This window comes from Actinomycetota bacterium (assembly GCA_035540895.1).
Classification (GTDB): domain Bacteria; phylum Actinomycetota; class JAICYB01; order JAICYB01; family JAICYB01; genus DATLFR01.
Map to the genome: position 1 here is coordinate 1 of DATLFR010000237.1, position 15,465 is coordinate 15,465.

A 15,465-nucleotide genomic window follows, 5' to 3' on the forward strand; every position below is an offset into this window, starting at 1 on the left:
GGGCTGGTCGGCCCGGACACGGTCGGGCTGATGATCACGAACCCCAACACCCTCGGCGTCTTCGAGTCGAGGATCTCGGAGATCACCTCGATCGTGCACGAGGCGGGGGGTCTGGCCTACTGCGACGGCGCGAACCTCAACGCGATCGTCGGCCGCGCCCGTCCGGGCGATATGGGTTTCGACGTCGTCCACATCAACCTGCACAAGACGTTCTCGACCCCCCACGGCGGGGGAGGTCCGGGGGCGGGTCCGCTCTGCGTCAAGGAGCACCTGGCTCCCCACCTCCCGGTCCCGCGCGTGGTCCGCCTGCAGGACGGGACGTTCGACCTCGTCACCGACGACGCCTCGTCCATCGGACCGGTCCACTCGTTCGCCGGCAACTTCGCGGTCGTCGTTCGGGCCTACGCCTACCTGCGCAGGCTGGGAGCCGAGGGGCTGCGGCGGGTGTCCGGGCACGCCGTCCTGAACGCCAACTACCTGAAGGCGCGGCTGATCGACCGCTACCCCGTCCCGTACCCCTCGGGCACGATGCACGAGTTCGTGGCCTCCGGGGACCGCTTCCGCCGACATGGCGTCAGGACCTTCGATATCGCGAAGGCGCTGCTCGACCACGGGTTCCACGCGCCCACCATCTACTTCCCGCTCACGGTGCGGGAGGCGCTCATGATCGAGCCCACCGAGACGGAGTCGAAGGAGACCCTGGACCGGTTCGTGGAAGCGATGCTCGAGATCGCGGACCGAGCGGAGAGCGGGGAGGGCGAGCACCTGAGGACCGCCCCCCACGAGCTGCCGGTCCGGCGTCTGGACGAGGCCCGCGCGGCCCGTCAGCTCACGCTGCGCGGCTGAGCGTCACAGCACCTTCCGGCCCTGCGCCGTCCCGAACTCCTCGTCCTCCGCCTCGCACCCTTCGTGGCCGCATCGGCACCCGTGGTTGCCCGCCTGCGCGTCGTGGCGGCAGTCGTCCGAGCAGTAGCCGCCTTCGCCGGCCGAGCATGTGCACGGCACGTGCATGCAGTCCGTGTCCGCCATCTCTCCCTCCTGTGTCGATGCGGGGTTCATGCCCGGTTCCGTGCTCTCCGACTCCTGGGCTCGCATCTCCCGTCCCCACTGGATGCGCCTCCAGATCAGGTAGACGGCGACCGGCAGCACGAAGGTGAGCAGCTCCGGGATGCCTCCCAGGTGCGCGTACGAGGCGACGGGGCCTTCCATGTCCTCACCGTATCGGGCGGTGACGGTAGTGTCGTCTTCCTGGTGCGGCACGACCGAGGAGGGGACATGACAGCTCGACTGATCGCCGTGTACCGCAAGCCCGACGACCCGGACACGTTCGACACCCACTACAACGACGTGCACCTCCCGTTGGCGCGCACGATGCCCGGGATCCGCAAGGTCGAGGTGCACCGGGCGCGCAAGGCGCTCATCGGCGACGACGACAACTACATCGTCACCGTGATGCACTTCGACGACGCCGAGGCGTTGGAGCGGGCGACCTCGTCGGAAGAGGGGATGGCGGCCGGCAAGGACGCGTACAAGCTGTCCGGCGGCACCGTGAAGCTCTTCGTCGCCGAGTGCGAAGAGGTGCAGACGTGACGGAAGGGTACGAGACGCTGATCGTCGAGAAGGTCGACGACGACGTCGGCCTGATCCGGCTCAACCGGCCCGACTCCCTCAACGCCCTCAACTCCACGCTGATGGAGGAGCTGCTGGAGGCGCTGCTCGACTTCGAGGGCGACGACGACATCCGCTGCATCGTCATCACCGGCAACGAGCGCGCCTTCGCGGCGGGAGCCGACATCTCCGAGATGGCCGACGCCACGCTGGTCGACGCCTACCGGGCCGACAACCTGGCCCTGTGGGACGGGATCGCAGAGATCAGGACACCGATCATCGCCGCGGTCGACGGATGGTGCCTGGGGGGCGGCTGCGAGCTCGCGATGACGTGCGACATCGTTATCGCGTCCGAGCGGGCGAGGTTCGGTCAGCCCGAGATCAAGATCGGCGTCATCCCCGGAGCGGGGGGGACACAGAGGCTCACGAAGGCGATCGGGAAGTCCCGGGCGATGGAGATGGTGCTGACCGGGGAGCCGATGGATGCGGCGGAGGCCGTGGCCCGGGGCCTGGTTAGCCGGACCGTCCCTGCGGAGACGCTGATGGATGAGACGCTCCGGGTAGCGAAGCAGATCGCGTCGATGCCGCCGATCGCCGTCCAGATCGGCAAGGACTCGGTCAACCGCTCGTACGAGACGACGTTGAGCGAGGGAGTGAAGGCGGAGCGGCGCAACTTCTACCTGCTCTTCGCGACGGAGGACCGGCGGGAGGGGATGGAGGCCTTCGTGAACAAGCGCAAGCCGGAGTGGAAGGGGCGGTAGGCATGGCCTACGAGACCGTCCTCTACGAGGTCGCCGGTGGTGTGGCGACGATCACGATGAACCGTCCGGACGCGCGCAACGCGCTGAACGCCACGCTCGTCCGGGAGCTGCGCGATGCCCTCCGGACGGCCGGACGGGACCGGGGGGTGCGCGCCGTCGTCCTCACGGGAGCCGGTAGGGGCTTCTGCGCCGGACAGGATCTCAAGGACGTGACCGGCGACGCGACGCCCCCGACGCTGGGGGACCACCTGGAACGGACCCTGAACCCCCTGGCCCGCTCCATCTACGAGCTCCCGAAGCCCACCGTCGCGGCGTTGAACGGGGTGGCCGCCGGAGCGGGGGCCAGCCTCGCGCTCGCCTGCGACCTCCGCATCGCGTCCGAGGCCGCCTCCATGATCATCGTCTTCTCGAAGGTCGGGCTGATCCCCGACTCCGGCGCGACCTGGCTCCTTCCCCGGATCGTCGGCCAGGGCCGCGCTCTGGAGATGGCCTACCTGGCCGAGCCGGTGGGGGCGGAAGAGGGGCTGCGGACCGGTCTCTTCAACCGGGTCGTGCCCGCCGACGACCTCGCCTCGGCGGCGGGCGAGCTCGCGCAGAGGCTGGCCTCCGGGCCCACGACGGCGTTCTCGCTCACGAAGCGGGCGATCGACCGGGCGTGGGGGAGCACCTACGAGCAGGCCCTCCAGCACGAGGCGCACCTGCAGACGGCGGCGGGTCGCGGCTCCGACTACACCGAAGGCGTGAACGCGTTCGTCGAGAAGCGCGCACCCGACTTCACGGGAGCCTAGATGGTCGCACCGCTGACGTCTGGAGACGTCGACGAGGCGGCCGGCCTCCTATCGCTTGCTCTCTACGAGGACCCGATCATCTCGTACATGCTCCCGGACGCGGACACACGCCTCGAGCTGGGCGCCCACAACTTCCGCGGACTCGTCAGGTTCGGCGTCATGTTCGGCTTGGCGCTCGGGACGGACCCGCCCCTGGGCGGTGTCCTCGTCGCGAACCCGCCCCGTGTGGACATCACCCCCGAGACCGCTCGGGCGGCCGGGCTCACGGACCGGGTTCAGCACCTGGGTCGGGACGCGGTCATTCGTCAGGGCATGCTCATGGACCACCTGGAGGCCGTCCATCGCCGAGACTTGCCTCCGGACCACTGGTACGTCTCCATAGTCGGCGTACTTCCAAACCGGCAGCGGCGAGGCGTCGGGACGGCCCTGTTCGAGCCGGTCCTGGCGCGTGCGGACCAGGACGGACTCCCGTGCTACCTCGATACCGCGCAGGCCCGGAACGCTGCGTTCTTCCAGAGCCTCGGCTTCGAGGTGCTCACGGAGAGCGAGTACGAGCCCGCCTCGCTCATGCTCTGGACCTGCGTACGGGAGCCCCGACGTCCCGACGGAGACGGTGGCCGGCATGCCCCCCGCTAGACTGGGTAGGTAGCCCACGCCCCGAGGGGGAACGCATGCAGAGCCCACCCATCGAACGGACCGACACCGAGTACGTCGACCGCGTCCTCGCGTTCAAGGCCCGCATCGACGCGGGCGAGAAGGTCGAGGCGGCCGACTGGATGCCCGACGAGTACCGCGACGCGGTCCTTCGGTTCATCGAGATGCACGCCAACTCCGAGATCATGGGCGCGCTGCCGGAGCGGGAGTGGATCCCCAGGGCTCCCAGCCTGCGCCGCAAGCTCTCGCTCACCTCGAAGGTGCAGGACGAGGTCGGCCACGCCCAGATCCTCTACCGGGTGGCCGAGGACCTGGGCAAGAGCCGGGAGAAGATGTTCGACGACCTGGTCAACGGGCGCACGAAGTTCCACAACGTCTTCCACTACCCGACCCGGTCCTGGGGGGACGTGGCGGTGATCGGCTGGCTGATCGACGGCGCGGCGCTCGTCACCCAGAAGGCGCTGCTGAACTGCTCCTACGAGCCCTACGTGCGGGCCATGAAGCGGATCTGCGCCGAGGAGTCGCTGCATCTGCGCCACGGCGAGGATCTCACGCTCGAGCTCGTCAGCGGCACGCCCGAGCAGCGCGAGATGTTCCAGGACGCGGTGAACCGCTGGTGGCGGCCGATCATGCACTTCTTCGGCCCGCCGTCCAAGCCGGGGAAGGACGCGCTCCTCTACTGGGGCATCAAGTCGAAGTCGAACGAGGAGCTGCGCGACGAGTTCTTCTCCACCTACGTTCCCCGCCTGTGGGACCTGGGCATCTCGGTGCCGGACCCCGAGCTCCGCTACGACGAGCAGGGGGGACGCTGGCACTGGGGCGACCCCGACTGGGACGAGTTCTGGCAGGTCGTGAAGGGTCAGGGCCCGAAGACGGCCGAGCGGCTGGGCCTGCGCAAGCACGCTTGGGACACCCACGCCTGGGTGCGCCAGGCGTTCAACGGCAGCGCGGTCGCCTGACGTCATGAAGGTGTGGGAGGTCTTCGGCGAGCGGCGCCTCGCGGAGGACCCGCAGGTCGTCGGCACCATCCTGGCTCCCGATCTCGAGATGGCCCTCCTGCTCGCCCGCGAGTGCTACTTCCGCCGCGGCGAGGGACAGCGCTACGCGGTGCGGGAGCGAGGGACGGACGAGCTGCACTGGTGCCGCGAGGACGAGGTGGTCGGCGGTGTGACCGACAAGTCCTACCGCCGTCCGGACGGCTACGTCGGCGTGGGAGCCAAGTTCCAGCGCGTGAAGGAGGAGCTGGCGGCCAGGGGAGTGGCTCCCTTCCGTCCCTGACGGCGGGACCCCTCCGGGCCGCCGATAGACTGGACCCGTGGGAGGAGGATCCTGTGTCCGAGAATGACCACGCCCGACTCAGCCTCCTGCTCGCGCTCGCCGACGACGAGCTGATCCTCGGCCACCGTCACTCCGAGTGGACGGGATGGGCTCCCATGATCGAGGTCGACCTCGCCTTCTCCTCCATAGCGCAGGACGAGATCGCCCACGCCCAGATCCTGTACGAGCTGGCCGAGCCGCTCGACGGACGGGAACCCGACGCGCTCGCCCTCGGGCGTCACCCGGGCGAGTACCGCAACGCGATCGTCTGCGAGCACGACAGCCGCGACTGGGGGTACACCCTCGCCCGCCACTACCTGTACGACGTGGCCGACGACGTGCGGCTCGGCTCGCTCGAGTCCTCCAGCTGGAGCGAGCTCGCCAAGGCGGTGTCCGTCATCCGCCTCGAGGAGCGCTACCACCTCGACCACGCCCGTTCCTGGCTGCGGAGGTTGACCGGGGCCGGTCATGGGGACCACCTGTCCGGTGCGCTGGCTACGGTCGCCGGAGAGGTCTCCGCCTTGTTCGAGCCGCTGTGGGAGGAGGATGTCCTGGTGAGGTCGGGGGAGCTCCCACGTCCGCACGACGAGCTGCGTCAGGAGTGGCAGGACCGGGTGACCTCCGAGCTGAGCTCGTACGGGCTCCCCGTCCCGGACTTCACGCCGGCGGCGACCGGCGGCCGGTACGGACAGCGATCCCCCGACTTCGCCCCCCTGTGGGAGGACCTGACCGGGCTGTACCGGACGCACCAGGGGGCCACCTGGTGAGCGTCACCGAGGCCCTCACGGCCGTGACCGACCCTGAGATCCCGAGCGCGTCGATAGTCGACCTGGGGATGGTGCACGCGGTGACCGAGTCGGCGGACGCCGTCGAGGTCGAGCTGCTCCCCACCTTCGTCGGGTGCCCGGCGAAGTACGTGATCGGACAGGACGTGGAGAGGGCGGTGTCCGGGGCCGCGCCCGGGAAGCGGGTCTCCGTCCGGTTCGTGTACGACCCCCCCTGGACGGCCGACCGGGTGAACGAGCGCGGGCGCGCGGCGCTGCGCGGGTTCGGGATCTCGCCCGACGCCGGGACCTGTCCGTACTGCGGCTCCCGCGAGACGGACCTGGAGTCCGCGTTCGGACCCACCCCGTGCCGGAGCACCCACTTCTGCCGGTCGTGTAGGAACGTGTACGAGGGGTTCAAGGACAAGGGCCGCCGGGTCCTGCCGATAGTGGGGGAGGCGTCGTGAGGACCCTGGAGGCGGACCAGCCCTACCAGCTGATAGCCCCGGACGGCACCGCCGCGTCGGGGGTGCGGGACCTCCCGCTGGACGACGACGACCTCCGCGACCTGTACCGGCGGATGGCGCTCGTCCGGCGGGCGGACACCGAGGCCACCGCACTCCAGCGCCAGGGCGAGCTCGCCGTGTGGGCTCCCATGGCCGGACAGGAGGCCGCCCAGGTCGGCAGCGCGTCCGCGCTCGAGCCGCAGGACATGGCCTTCCCGTCCTACCGGGAGCTGGGGGCGGCGATGACCCGCGGCGTCGACGTCGTCGGGTACCTGCACTTCTACCGGGGGACCTGGCACGGGGGGATCTATGACCCCAGCGAGCACGGGTTCGGGATGATCTCCGTCCCCGTCGCCAGCCAGTGCCTGCACGCGGCGGGGTGGGCGATGGGAGCCAGGTTCGACGGCAAGGACTCGGTCGCCCTCGCCTACTTCGGCGACGGCGCGACCTCGGAGGGGGACTTCCACGAGGCGTGCAACTTCGCCGGGGTCTTCCGGGCTCCCGCGATCTTCTTCTGCCAGAACAACCGGTGGGCCATCTCGGTGCCGCTGAGCAAGCAGACGGCCGCGCCCATCTTCGAGAAGGCGAAGGCGTACGGGTTCCCCGGCGTCTGCGTCGACGGCAACGACGTGCTCGCCGTCTGGCAGGTGACGCGCGAGGCCCGAGAGCGGGCGCTCGAGGGGGTGCCCACGCTGATCGAGGCGATGACCTACCGCCTCGCCCCCCACTCCACGGCCGACGACGCGTCGATCTACCAGTCCGCGGAAGAGGTCGAGATGTGGCGCCCACGGGAGCCGATCGGGCGCTACGAGAGCTTCCTGCGGCGCGAGGGCCTCGCCGACGAAGACTTCTTCTCCGAGGTGGGAGCGGCGGCGGACGCGATCGCCCACCGCATCCGCACCGGCCTCGTGGGGGCGGGTCCGGAGCCGATCACGGACAGCTTCGACCACGTGTACGACGATCTGCCGCAGCACCTCGCCCGGCAGCGCGAAGAGGCGCTGAGGGACGACTGACATGCCCGAGGTCACGATGGCTCAGGCGCTCAACACGGCGCTGAAGGACAGCCTCGCCGAAGACGACCGGGTGCTCGTGCTCGGCGAGGACGTCGGGAAGCTGGGCGGCGTCTTCCGGATCACGCAGGGTCTGCAGGCTGAGTTCGGCGAGGAGAGGGTGTTCGACACCCCGCTCGCCGAGTCGGGGATCGCGGGGGTATCCGTCGGCTTGGCCCTCGCGGGGTGGAAGCCGGTGGCGGAGATGCAGTTCGACGCGTTCAGCTACCCCGCGCTCGACCAGGTGATCTCCCACGTCGCCCGGTACCGCCACCGGTCCCGCGGCAGCGCGACGATCCCGATGGTGATCCGTATCCCCAGCGCGGGCGGGATAGGGGCGGCCGAGAACCACTCCGATTCGCCGGACGTCCTCTACGCAGCCGTCCCCGGCCTCAAGGTCGTGATGCCCTCCAACCCCCTGGACGCCTACACGATGCTGCGCCAGGCCATCGCCGACCCCGACCCCGTCGTCTTCCTCGAGCCCAAGTCGCGGTACTGGATGAAGGCGGACGGCGACCTGAAGGAGACCGGCATGCCCCTCGGGCGCGCGCGCATCGTGCGCGAGGGGGACGGGGCGACGTTGATCGCCTGGGGAGCGATGGTCACCCGTTGCCTCGAGGTGGCCGATATCGCCGCCGCGGACGGGGTCGAGCTCGAGGTGGTCGACCTGCGGTCCCTGGCCCCCCTCGACCTGGAGACGATCGCGGTCGCGGTCCGTCAGACGGGCCGCGCGGTGATCGTCCACGAGGCGCCCATGACGATGGGTCCCGGGGCCGAGGTCTCGGCGCGCATCATGGAGGACTGCTTCGAGTGGCTCGAGGCGCCCGTGACCCGGGTCACCGGGTACGACACCCCTTACCCCCCGGCGACGATCGAGCACCATTACGTGCCTTCCGTCGACCGGATCCTGCGCGCGGTCGAACGCGTCCTCACCTACTGATGGCGACCAGGGTCTTCAAGCTCCCGGACCTAGGCGAGGGGCTCGAGGGAGCCGAGGTCTCCCGGTGGCTGGTCGGGGTCGGTGACGAGGTGGCGCTGAACCAGCCGCTCGTGGAAGTGAACACGGAGAAGGCGCTCGTCGAGATCCCCTCTCCGTTCGCGGGCCGCGTCTCGGAGCTGCACGCAGGGGAGGGAGACGAGGTCGCGGTGGGGGCGCCGCTCGTCACGTTCGAGCTCGAGGGAGCGGAGGAGCCGCCGCCCGAGGGCGCCGGCAAGCGCAAGGCGGTCCTCGTCGGGTACGGCGTGTCGAGCGACGACCCGCCCAAGCCCAAGGGACGACTCAACCTGCGCCTCCCGGGGCGCGGCCCGAAGGCGCCTCCGCGGACGGGTAAGCCGCTCGCGACGCCGGCCGTTCGCAAGCTCGCGAAGGACCTCGGCATCGACCTGGCGACCGTCGCGGGGACGGGTCCGGGCGGGCGGATCACCCGCGAGGACATCGAGCGGTCCACGGCCTCCGCCCAGGCCGCGGCCAAGGCGGTGCCCGTCCCGGAGCTCCCGGGTGACGAGCGGGTGCCGGTCAAGGGGACGCGGCGCCTGATCGCCGAGCGGATGCACGTGGCGTGGACGCAGGTCCCCCACGTGACCACCTACCTGACGGTCGACTGCACCGAGCTCGAGTCGTACCGGGCCGAGCTCGCGGACGGCGGGAGGCTCACGGTCATGCCGATAGTCGCCCGCGCTCTGGCCGAGGTGTGCCGCGATCACCGGGAACTCAACGCGGCGTGGGACGACCGCGGAGAGATCGTCCTGCGCGACGTCGTGCACGTAGGCATGGCGACGGACACCGACCAGGGCCTGGTCGTCCCGGTCGTGCGGGACGTCCACCGCCGCGGCATCACGGACATCGCCGCCGAGATGGCCGAGCTCGCCGAAGCGGTCCGGACCGGCCGCGCCACCAGGCAGCAGCTGTCCGGGTCGACGATCACCATCTCCAACGTCGGCTGGTTCGGCGCCGAGTACGGGACGCCGATCATCAACGTCCCCGAGGTGGCGATCCTCGCCGTGGGGGTGATCGAGATGCGCCCGCGCGTCGTGGCCGGCCGGGTGGAGCCGCGCCTGTGCTGCACGATGTCGCTCTCGTTCGACCACCGGGCGGTGGACGGCGCCCAGGCGGGGTGGGCCCTCGTGGACCTGCGGGAGCACCTGGAGGACCCGCAGCTGCTGCGGGCCCTGCCCGTCTAGTTCATCGTCGCCTGGAGGCGGCGGATCTCCCGCTCGACCTCCTCGACCTCGGGCGACTCCGCCTCGTCGAGGTAGTCGCGGAGGTCGGCGATCGCCTCCGGCCAACGTCCCATGGCAGCGAGGACGGCTGCGCGCTCCCGGTGCTCGTCCGGGGGCGTGTCCGGCAGGACGAGCAGGAAGTCCTCCACCCAGAGAGCGCGGGAGAGTTCGCCGGCGGCGCCGAAGACGCTCTTCAGGTTCACGAGCGCGCGGCGGACGATGTCCCGGGGCCGGGCCGGCTCGAGGTAGGAGTCGTGCCACTCGATGCGTCCCGCCGTGCGCCGCGCGAAGACGAGCATGGCCTGGTCCACGTCGAGGACCCGGCCCCCGTCGAAGGGGTCGGCGTAAGCCTCCTCACCCGAGACCCCCACGAGGAAGTGCATCGGCATCCCGATCCCGGCGAGGTCGATCCCCGCCCATCGCGCCGACTCGATCCACAGCGTCGACAGCGTGATCGGGATCCCCCGCCCGCGGTCGATGACCTCGTTCAGGAACGAGTTGCGGGGGTCGTAGTACTCCTCCCTGTCGCCGCGGATGCCGGCCGCCGTCATGACGTCCCGGACCGCCTTCAACTGCTCGACCGGGTCCTGGGTGCCGGCGGCCAGCGCGCAGACCTGGGTGCCGAGCTCCCGGATGGCCTCGAGGTACCGGTCTGTGTCCATCTCCGGGTACTCGGCGCGAGCGAAGGCGAGGAAGGCGTCCGCCAGCGGGAAGTCCTCCTCGGCGACGATCTCGGCGAATCGTTCGATCGCGTCCATCAGGGGCGGGGTCCGTACGTCTTGACGAGCGCGGCCGAGACTGAGGTGCAGATGACCCTGCCGTCCATATCGGTCACCGTCCCTTCCGTGTGCGCGGCCGTCTTCCCCATCCTGGTTACCCGTCCTTCGACCAGATACTCATCAGGGTAGGCCGGTTCGAGGTAGGTGAGTCGCATGTCGAGCGTCACCGCCCCCGCCCACTCCGGGGCGAGCGTGACGATCGCGAACGACTGGGCCATGTCGAGAGGCACGCCGAGGATGCCGCCCTGCACCCACCCGAGGGGAACCCGCGTCCAGGCGGGCGGCTTCCATCTCAGCCGGGCCACGCCCGGCTCCCAGCCCGCCGGCTCGATCCCGAGCTCCCTCACGAACCTGGGCGGCGGCATCTCCCTCTCGTCCGCCCGCCCCTCGAGGACGAGCTGCCACCAGGGGCGGTCCGGGGTCGTCATCGCATCTTCCTTGGGCCGGGGTCCACGGGCCGGTAGTGTAGCGACCATGGCCCACATGAGCGCCCGGCTCGGCGTGAAGGACCTCGACCGCGAGCTCCGCTTCTTCGAGGCCCTGGGGTTCACGGTGGAGCGGTCCGGGACGTCGGCTCGGGTCACGCTCGGGTACGCCGCCCTGACCGTTCAGACGTACGAGACGCTGCGGGTGGGGGACCGTCCGCTGCTCGATTGGGAGCAGCGTCCGACCCAGTTCGGCACGGGCGTGCAGTTCTACCTGATGGTGGACGACGTCCAGGAGGTGGCCGACCGGATCCCGATCGGTGTGCCGCGTCCCTGGCCGGTCCAGGACAAGCCGTGGGGCCTGCGGGAGCTCACGCTGAAGTCGCCCTCCGGGTACCTGCTGACCTTCGCGCAGCCGGTGCGTTAGCCGTCCGGGCCCGGCGGTAGTATCCGGGCGATGGCCCGCAAGCTCGTCTACATCGACGGACACTCCCTCGCCTATCGCGCGTTCTTCGCCCTCCCCACCTCCCTCGTCACCTCCACCGGGCAGATCACGAACGCCGTCTACGGCTTCACCGCGATGCTGATCAAGCTCCTGGGAGACGAGCGCCCGGACGGCGTCGTCGTCTGCTTCGACAAGGGCAAACCGGCCTACCGCTACGACCGCTACGCGGAGTACAAGGCGGGCCGAGCCGCGACCCCGGACGAGTTCCGCGACCAGCTCGGGCTACTGCGCGAGGTGCTGGAGGTGCTCCGGCTCCCGGTGCTCGAGCTCGAGGGGTACGAAGCGGACGACCTCCTGGCCACCCTCGCCCGCCGGACGGTCGAGGCGGGGGACGAGGCGGTCATCCTGACCGGGGACCGCGACGTCCTGCAGCTCGTCCGGCCCGGCGTCACCGCGCTCATGACCGGACGCGGCGTCACCGACATGAAGCGCTACGACCGCGACGCCGTCTTCGACCGGTACGGGATCTACCCCGAGCAATGGCAGGACTTCGCCGCCCTGAAGGGGGAGACGTCGGACAACCTCCCGGGCGTCCCAGGGGTGGGGGACAAGACGGCCGCGAAGCTGGTGAACCAGTTCGGAGACGTGGAGGGGGTCATCGCCAACGCCGACAGCCTCACGCCGAAGGTCAGGGCGGGCGTGGTGGAGATGGCCGACCAGATCCGCCTCAACAAGGAGCTGAACCGCCTCCTCGACGACGTCGAGATCGACATCGACCTCGGGTCGATCCGCCTCGAGCCGTTCGACGACGAGGGGGTGCGCAAGTGCTTCACCTCCCTCGAGTTCCCGACCCTCTACGCCCGGCTGCGCGAGATCGACGCGACGGCCACCACGGAGGCGCCCTCGCTGGAGCTGGAGCGGGTCGAGCAGCTGATGGACGTGGAGCTCCCGGACGAGCTCGCCATAGCCTCGGACGCGTCCTGGCTGGCCGTGGCCATGGGGGAGCGGAGCGCCGGGGTGGTCCCGATGGAGGCCGCCCCGGGGATGCTCCGCGACGAGCTGGCGGATCCGTCCCGCCCGAAGGTCGCGCACGACGCGAAGGCGCTGATCCGGATGGTCCTCGAGGCGGGCGGCGACCTCCACGGGCTCGAGCTCGACACCCACGTCGCGGCCTACCTGCTGGACCCCGGTGCGGCCGGGGGGTACCGGCTCCCGGACGTCGTCCGCCGCGTGCTCGGTGTCTCGATCGACGAGGAGCCCGAAGAGGGGAAGCCGAAGCAGGCGACGCTTGAGCTGGTCTCGGACGACGGGGAGCGGGCGGCGCTCGAGGCGGTGGCGGTCCGGGCGCTCGCTCCCGTGCTGCGGGAGCAGCTGACCAACCGGGGCATGTGGGAGCTGGCGACGACGCTCGAGTTCCCGCTCGTCCGGGTGCTGGCCCGGATGGAGCGCGCGGGGATCGCCATCGACATCGACTATCTCAAGCAGCTGAACGGGGAGCTCGGGGCGCGGATGTCCGAGCTCGAAGCGAGGATCCACACCCACGCCGGATACGAGTTCAACGTCAACTCCAACCCCCAGCTTCAGAAGATCCTCTTCGAGGACCTCGGGCTCCCGAAGACGAAGCGGATCAAGACCGGGTACTCCACCGACCAGGCGGAGCTGGCGAAGCTGGCAGGTGCCCATCCGATGGTCGACGACCTGATCGCCTACCGGGAGGTGGCCAAGCTCAAGACAGGCTTCACCGACTCGCTGCTCCCGCTCGTGAACCCCAAGACCGGGCGCATCCACACGACCTACGTGCAGACGGGGGCGGCGACCGGGAGGCTCAGCTCGACCGCGCCCAACGTGCAGAACATCCCGATCCGCGGCGACCTGGGGCGGCAGATCCGCCGGGCGTTCACCGCCCCGCCCGGGAAGGTGCTGCTGTCGGCGGACTACTCGCAGATCGAGCTGCGCGTGCTCGCCCACCTGTCCCAGGACCCGGGGATACTCGAGGCTTTCCGCGGCCACCACGACTTCCACGCGGCGATCGCCGCGAAGGTGTACGGGGTGCCCGTCTCCGACGTCACGCCGCAGATGCGGTCGTACGCGAAGCAGTTCTCGTACGGGATCGCGTACGGGATGGGCGCGTTCGGAGTCTCCCAGCGCCTGCAGGTCGAGATGGAGGACGCCCGGGATTTCGTCGACGCCTACTACGCCCAGTTCCCCCAGATCAAGGACTTCCTCGACGCCCAGGTCGGCCGGGCCAAGGTGGACGGGTTCACCACCACGCTGTTCGGACGGCGCCGCTACCTGCCCGAGCTGAACAGCCCGAACCCGCGCATACGCGGGATGGGGGAGCGGATGGCGCTGAACGCCCCGATCCAGGGCACGGCCGCGGACATCATCAAGCGCGCGATGATCGACGTGGACGCGGCGCTCGAGGCGTCACCCGAGGTGGCGACGATGCTGCTGTCGGTGCACGACGAGCTCGTCTTCGAGGTGCCGGAGGGGATGCAGGAGAGCGCGACCGAGCTCGTCCGGACCCACATGGAGGCCGCCGCCGACCTGATCTGCGGCCTTGAGGTGGACGTCCACGTGGGGGCCAACTGGGACGCCGCCCACGCGTAGATGCCGTCGAGCTCTGTCGCGCATCCTGAAGCGGCAGGTCCGTCGGTCACGTACGGGGCTCCCGCGCCGACTCAGCGGGTTATCCGTGCAGGTGATAGGCTCTACGGGCTCCCGCCCGCCTCCCGCGGGCTTGGAGACACTTGCCTCGGAGGTACCCCACAGACATGGATCAGGAAGACGCTGCCCGCAACGACTCGTCCGGCCAGGACGGCCAGGACTTCGACCCCACCCCCATACCCCCGCGCACCCAGCTCGGCGAGATCACCACGCGCGAGGAGCTCCACGCCGCCTACGACGAGACCCTGAAGGACTTCAACGACGGTGACGTCGTGCGCGGCCACGTGCTGCGCATCGACAAGGACGAGGTGCTCGTCGACATCGGGTACAAGTCCGAGGGCGTGATCCCGGTGCGGGAGCTGTCCATACGCCACGACGTGAACCCCAACGACGAGGTGAAGGTCGGCGAGGAGATCGACGCCCTGGTCCTGCAGAAGGAGGACAAGGACGGCCGGCTGATCCTGTCCAAGAAGCGCGCCCAGTACGAGAAGGCGTGGGGCGTGATCGAGGAGAGGAAGAACGCGGGCGAGGTAGTGCGGGGGCGGGTCATCGAGGTCGTCAAGGGCGGCCTCATCGTGGACATCGGCCTCCGCGGGTTCCTGCCCGCCTCCCTGGTGGACATCCGCCGCGTCGGCGACCTCAACCCGTTCGTCGGTCAGGAGCTCGAGGCGAAGATCATCGAGCTGGACCGCAACCGCAACAACGTCGTCCTGTCGCGTCGGGCCTGGCTCGAGGAGACGCAGCGTGAGACTCGCCACGAGCTCCTCGACTCCCTGAAGAAGGGTGAGCAGCGCACGGGGAAGGTGTCCTCGATCGTGAAGTTCGGCGCCTTCGTGGACCTCGGCGGGATCGACGGGCTCGTGCACGTGTCGGAGCTGTCCTGGAAGCACGTGGAGGACCCCGCTGAGGTCGTCCACGTCGGACAGGAGGTCGAGGTCGAGGTCCTGGACGTCGACTACGAGCGCGAGCGCATCTCGCTCTCGCTGAAGTCCACCCAGGAGGACCCGTGGCAGGCCTTCGGCCGGCGCCACGAGCCGGGGGAGATCATCGAGGGCCGGGTGACCAAGCTCGTCTCGTTCGGGGCCTTCGTCCAGGTCGGCGACGGGCTCGAGGGCCTCGTCCACATCTCCGAGCTGAGCCAGAAGCACGTTCAGACGCCGGCCGAGGTGGTGGCCGTCGGCGACCCGGTGAAGGTGAAGATCCTCGACGTCGACCCGAAGCGTCGCCGCGTCTCCCTCTCGATAAAGCAGGCCGAGGAGGGTTACGTCCCCGGCCCGGAGGGCTCCGAACAGGGCCCGCTGCGTCAGGACTCGTTCCTCGACGCCGACTCGGAGCCGGAGATCGAGCCCGAGCCGGAGCCCGTCGAGGAGGCGCCGCCCGCGGACGAGACGCCGGACGACCCTGACGACGCGCCGGCCTCCGGCGTGCCGGACGACACCCTCGAGGCGTTCGTCCGGGACATGAACCAGGGCTCTTAGCTCA

General features: G+C 70.1%; 18 protein-coding genes. 15 read left to right on the forward strand and 3 right to left on the reverse strand.

Annotated features, from left to right (window positions below; genetic code table 11):
* A partial coding sequence (locus VM840_13150) for an aminomethyl-transferring glycine dehydrogenase subunit GcvPB (GenBank protein ID HVL82530.1) occupies positions 1-846 on the forward strand: 846 nt, incomplete at its 5' end.
* Between the two features lie 3 nt (positions 847-849).
* On the opposite strand, the gene VM840_13155 is transcribed toward VM840_13150, so the two are convergent.
* Complete coding sequence (locus tag VM840_13155) at positions 850-1,209, reverse strand: hypothetical protein (protein ID HVL82531.1); 360 nt, start codon at positions 1,207-1,209, stop codon at positions 850-852.
* 66 nt (positions 1,210-1,275) lie between these two features.
* Between VM840_13155 and VM840_13160 the strand changes: the two genes are divergently transcribed.
* From VM840_13160 to VM840_13210, 11 genes are read left to right on the forward strand one after another with little or no spacing between them, the layout of a single operon-like run.
* Positions 1,276-1,590 carry an EthD family reductase gene (locus VM840_13160; GenBank protein HVL82532.1) on the forward strand — a complete coding sequence of 105 codons (315 nt, stop codon included), beginning with the start codon at positions 1,276-1,278 and terminating at the stop codon, positions 1,588-1,590.
* Positions 1,587-2,369, forward strand: a complete 783-nt coding sequence (locus tag VM840_13165; protein HVL82533.1) for an enoyl-CoA hydratase-related protein — start codon at positions 1,587-1,589, stop codon at positions 2,367-2,369. Before VM840_13160 ends, VM840_13165 begins: the two co-directional genes overlap by 4 nt.
* Positions 2,370-2,371: 2 nt before the next feature.
* On the forward strand, positions 2,372-3,157 hold the full coding sequence (locus VM840_13170; protein HVL82534.1) for an enoyl-CoA hydratase-related protein: 786 nt from the start codon (positions 2,372-2,374) through the stop codon (positions 3,155-3,157).
* Entirely contained in the window at positions 3,158-3,793 is a 636-nt protein-coding gene (locus tag VM840_13175) for a GNAT family N-acetyltransferase (protein HVL82535.1), read from the forward strand.
* A 35-nt stretch (positions 3,794-3,828) separates the two neighbouring features.
* Entirely contained in the window at positions 3,829-4,770 is a 942-nt protein-coding gene (gene paaA, locus VM840_13180) for a 1,2-phenylacetyl-CoA epoxidase subunit PaaA (protein ID HVL82536.1), read from the forward strand.
* 4 nt (positions 4,771-4,774) lie between these two features.
* Complete coding sequence (locus VM840_13185) at positions 4,775-5,089, forward strand: hypothetical protein (GenBank protein HVL82537.1); 315 nt, start codon at positions 4,775-4,777, stop codon at positions 5,087-5,089.
* Positions 5,090-5,142: 53 nt separating this feature from the next.
* Positions 5,143-5,895, forward strand: a complete 753-nt coding sequence (gene paaC, locus VM840_13190; GenBank protein ID HVL82538.1) for a 1,2-phenylacetyl-CoA epoxidase subunit PaaC — start codon at positions 5,143-5,145, stop codon at positions 5,893-5,895.
* Complete coding sequence (gene paaD / locus VM840_13195; GenBank protein HVL82539.1) at positions 5,892-6,359, forward strand: 1,2-phenylacetyl-CoA epoxidase subunit PaaD; 468 nt, start codon at positions 5,892-5,894, stop codon at positions 6,357-6,359. The genes paaC and paaD overlap by 4 nt, the downstream gene beginning before the upstream one ends.
* A complete protein-coding gene (pdhA, locus tag VM840_13200; protein ID HVL82540.1) occupies positions 6,356-7,411 on the forward strand; it encodes a pyruvate dehydrogenase (acetyl-transferring) E1 component subunit alpha in 1,056 nt (351 codons plus the stop codon). Before paaD ends, pdhA begins: the two co-directional genes overlap by 4 nt.
* A gap of 1 nt (position 7,412) precedes the next feature.
* Complete coding sequence (locus tag VM840_13205; GenBank protein ID HVL82541.1) at positions 7,413-8,387, forward strand: alpha-ketoacid dehydrogenase subunit beta; 975 nt, start codon at positions 7,413-7,415, stop codon at positions 8,385-8,387.
* Positions 8,387-9,628, forward strand: coding sequence for a dihydrolipoamide acetyltransferase family protein (locus VM840_13210; GenBank protein HVL82542.1), 1,242 nt, complete (start codon positions 8,387-8,389; stop codon positions 9,626-9,628). Before VM840_13205 ends, VM840_13210 begins: the two co-directional genes overlap by 1 nt.
* Here the strand turns inward: VM840_13210 and VM840_13215 are convergent.
* Together VM840_13215 and VM840_13220 are read right to left on the reverse strand one after the other, a co-directional pair.
* Positions 9,625-10,425: a transglutaminase-like domain-containing protein gene (locus tag VM840_13215; protein ID HVL82543.1), complete on the reverse strand. Its 801-nt coding sequence runs from the start codon at positions 10,423-10,425 to the stop codon at positions 9,625-9,627. The genes VM840_13210 and VM840_13215 overlap by 4 nt on opposite strands.
* Positions 10,425-10,874 (reverse strand): PaaI family thioesterase, encoded by a 450-nt coding sequence (locus VM840_13220; GenBank protein HVL82544.1) that lies wholly within the window; start codon positions 10,872-10,874, stop codon positions 10,425-10,427. Before VM840_13220 ends, VM840_13215 begins: the two co-directional genes overlap by 1 nt.
* Before the next feature lie 46 nt (positions 10,875-10,920).
* On the opposite strand from VM840_13220, the gene VM840_13225 reads away from it, so the two are divergent.
* From VM840_13225 to rpsA, 3 genes are all read left to right on the forward strand, one after another.
* Positions 10,921-11,298, forward strand: a complete 378-nt coding sequence (locus tag VM840_13225; GenBank protein ID HVL82545.1) for a hypothetical protein — start codon at positions 10,921-10,923, stop codon at positions 11,296-11,298.
* A gap of 30 nt (positions 11,299-11,328) precedes the next feature.
* On the forward strand, positions 11,329-13,926 hold the full coding sequence (gene polA, locus VM840_13230; GenBank protein ID HVL82546.1) for a DNA polymerase I: 2,598 nt from the start codon (positions 11,329-11,331) through the stop codon (positions 13,924-13,926).
* A 164-nt stretch (positions 13,927-14,090) separates the two neighbouring features.
* On the forward strand, positions 14,091-15,461 hold the full coding sequence (gene rpsA / locus VM840_13235) for a 30S ribosomal protein S1 (GenBank protein ID HVL82547.1): 1,371 nt from the start codon (positions 14,091-14,093) through the stop codon (positions 15,459-15,461).
* Positions 15,462-15,465 lie beyond the last annotated feature (4 nt).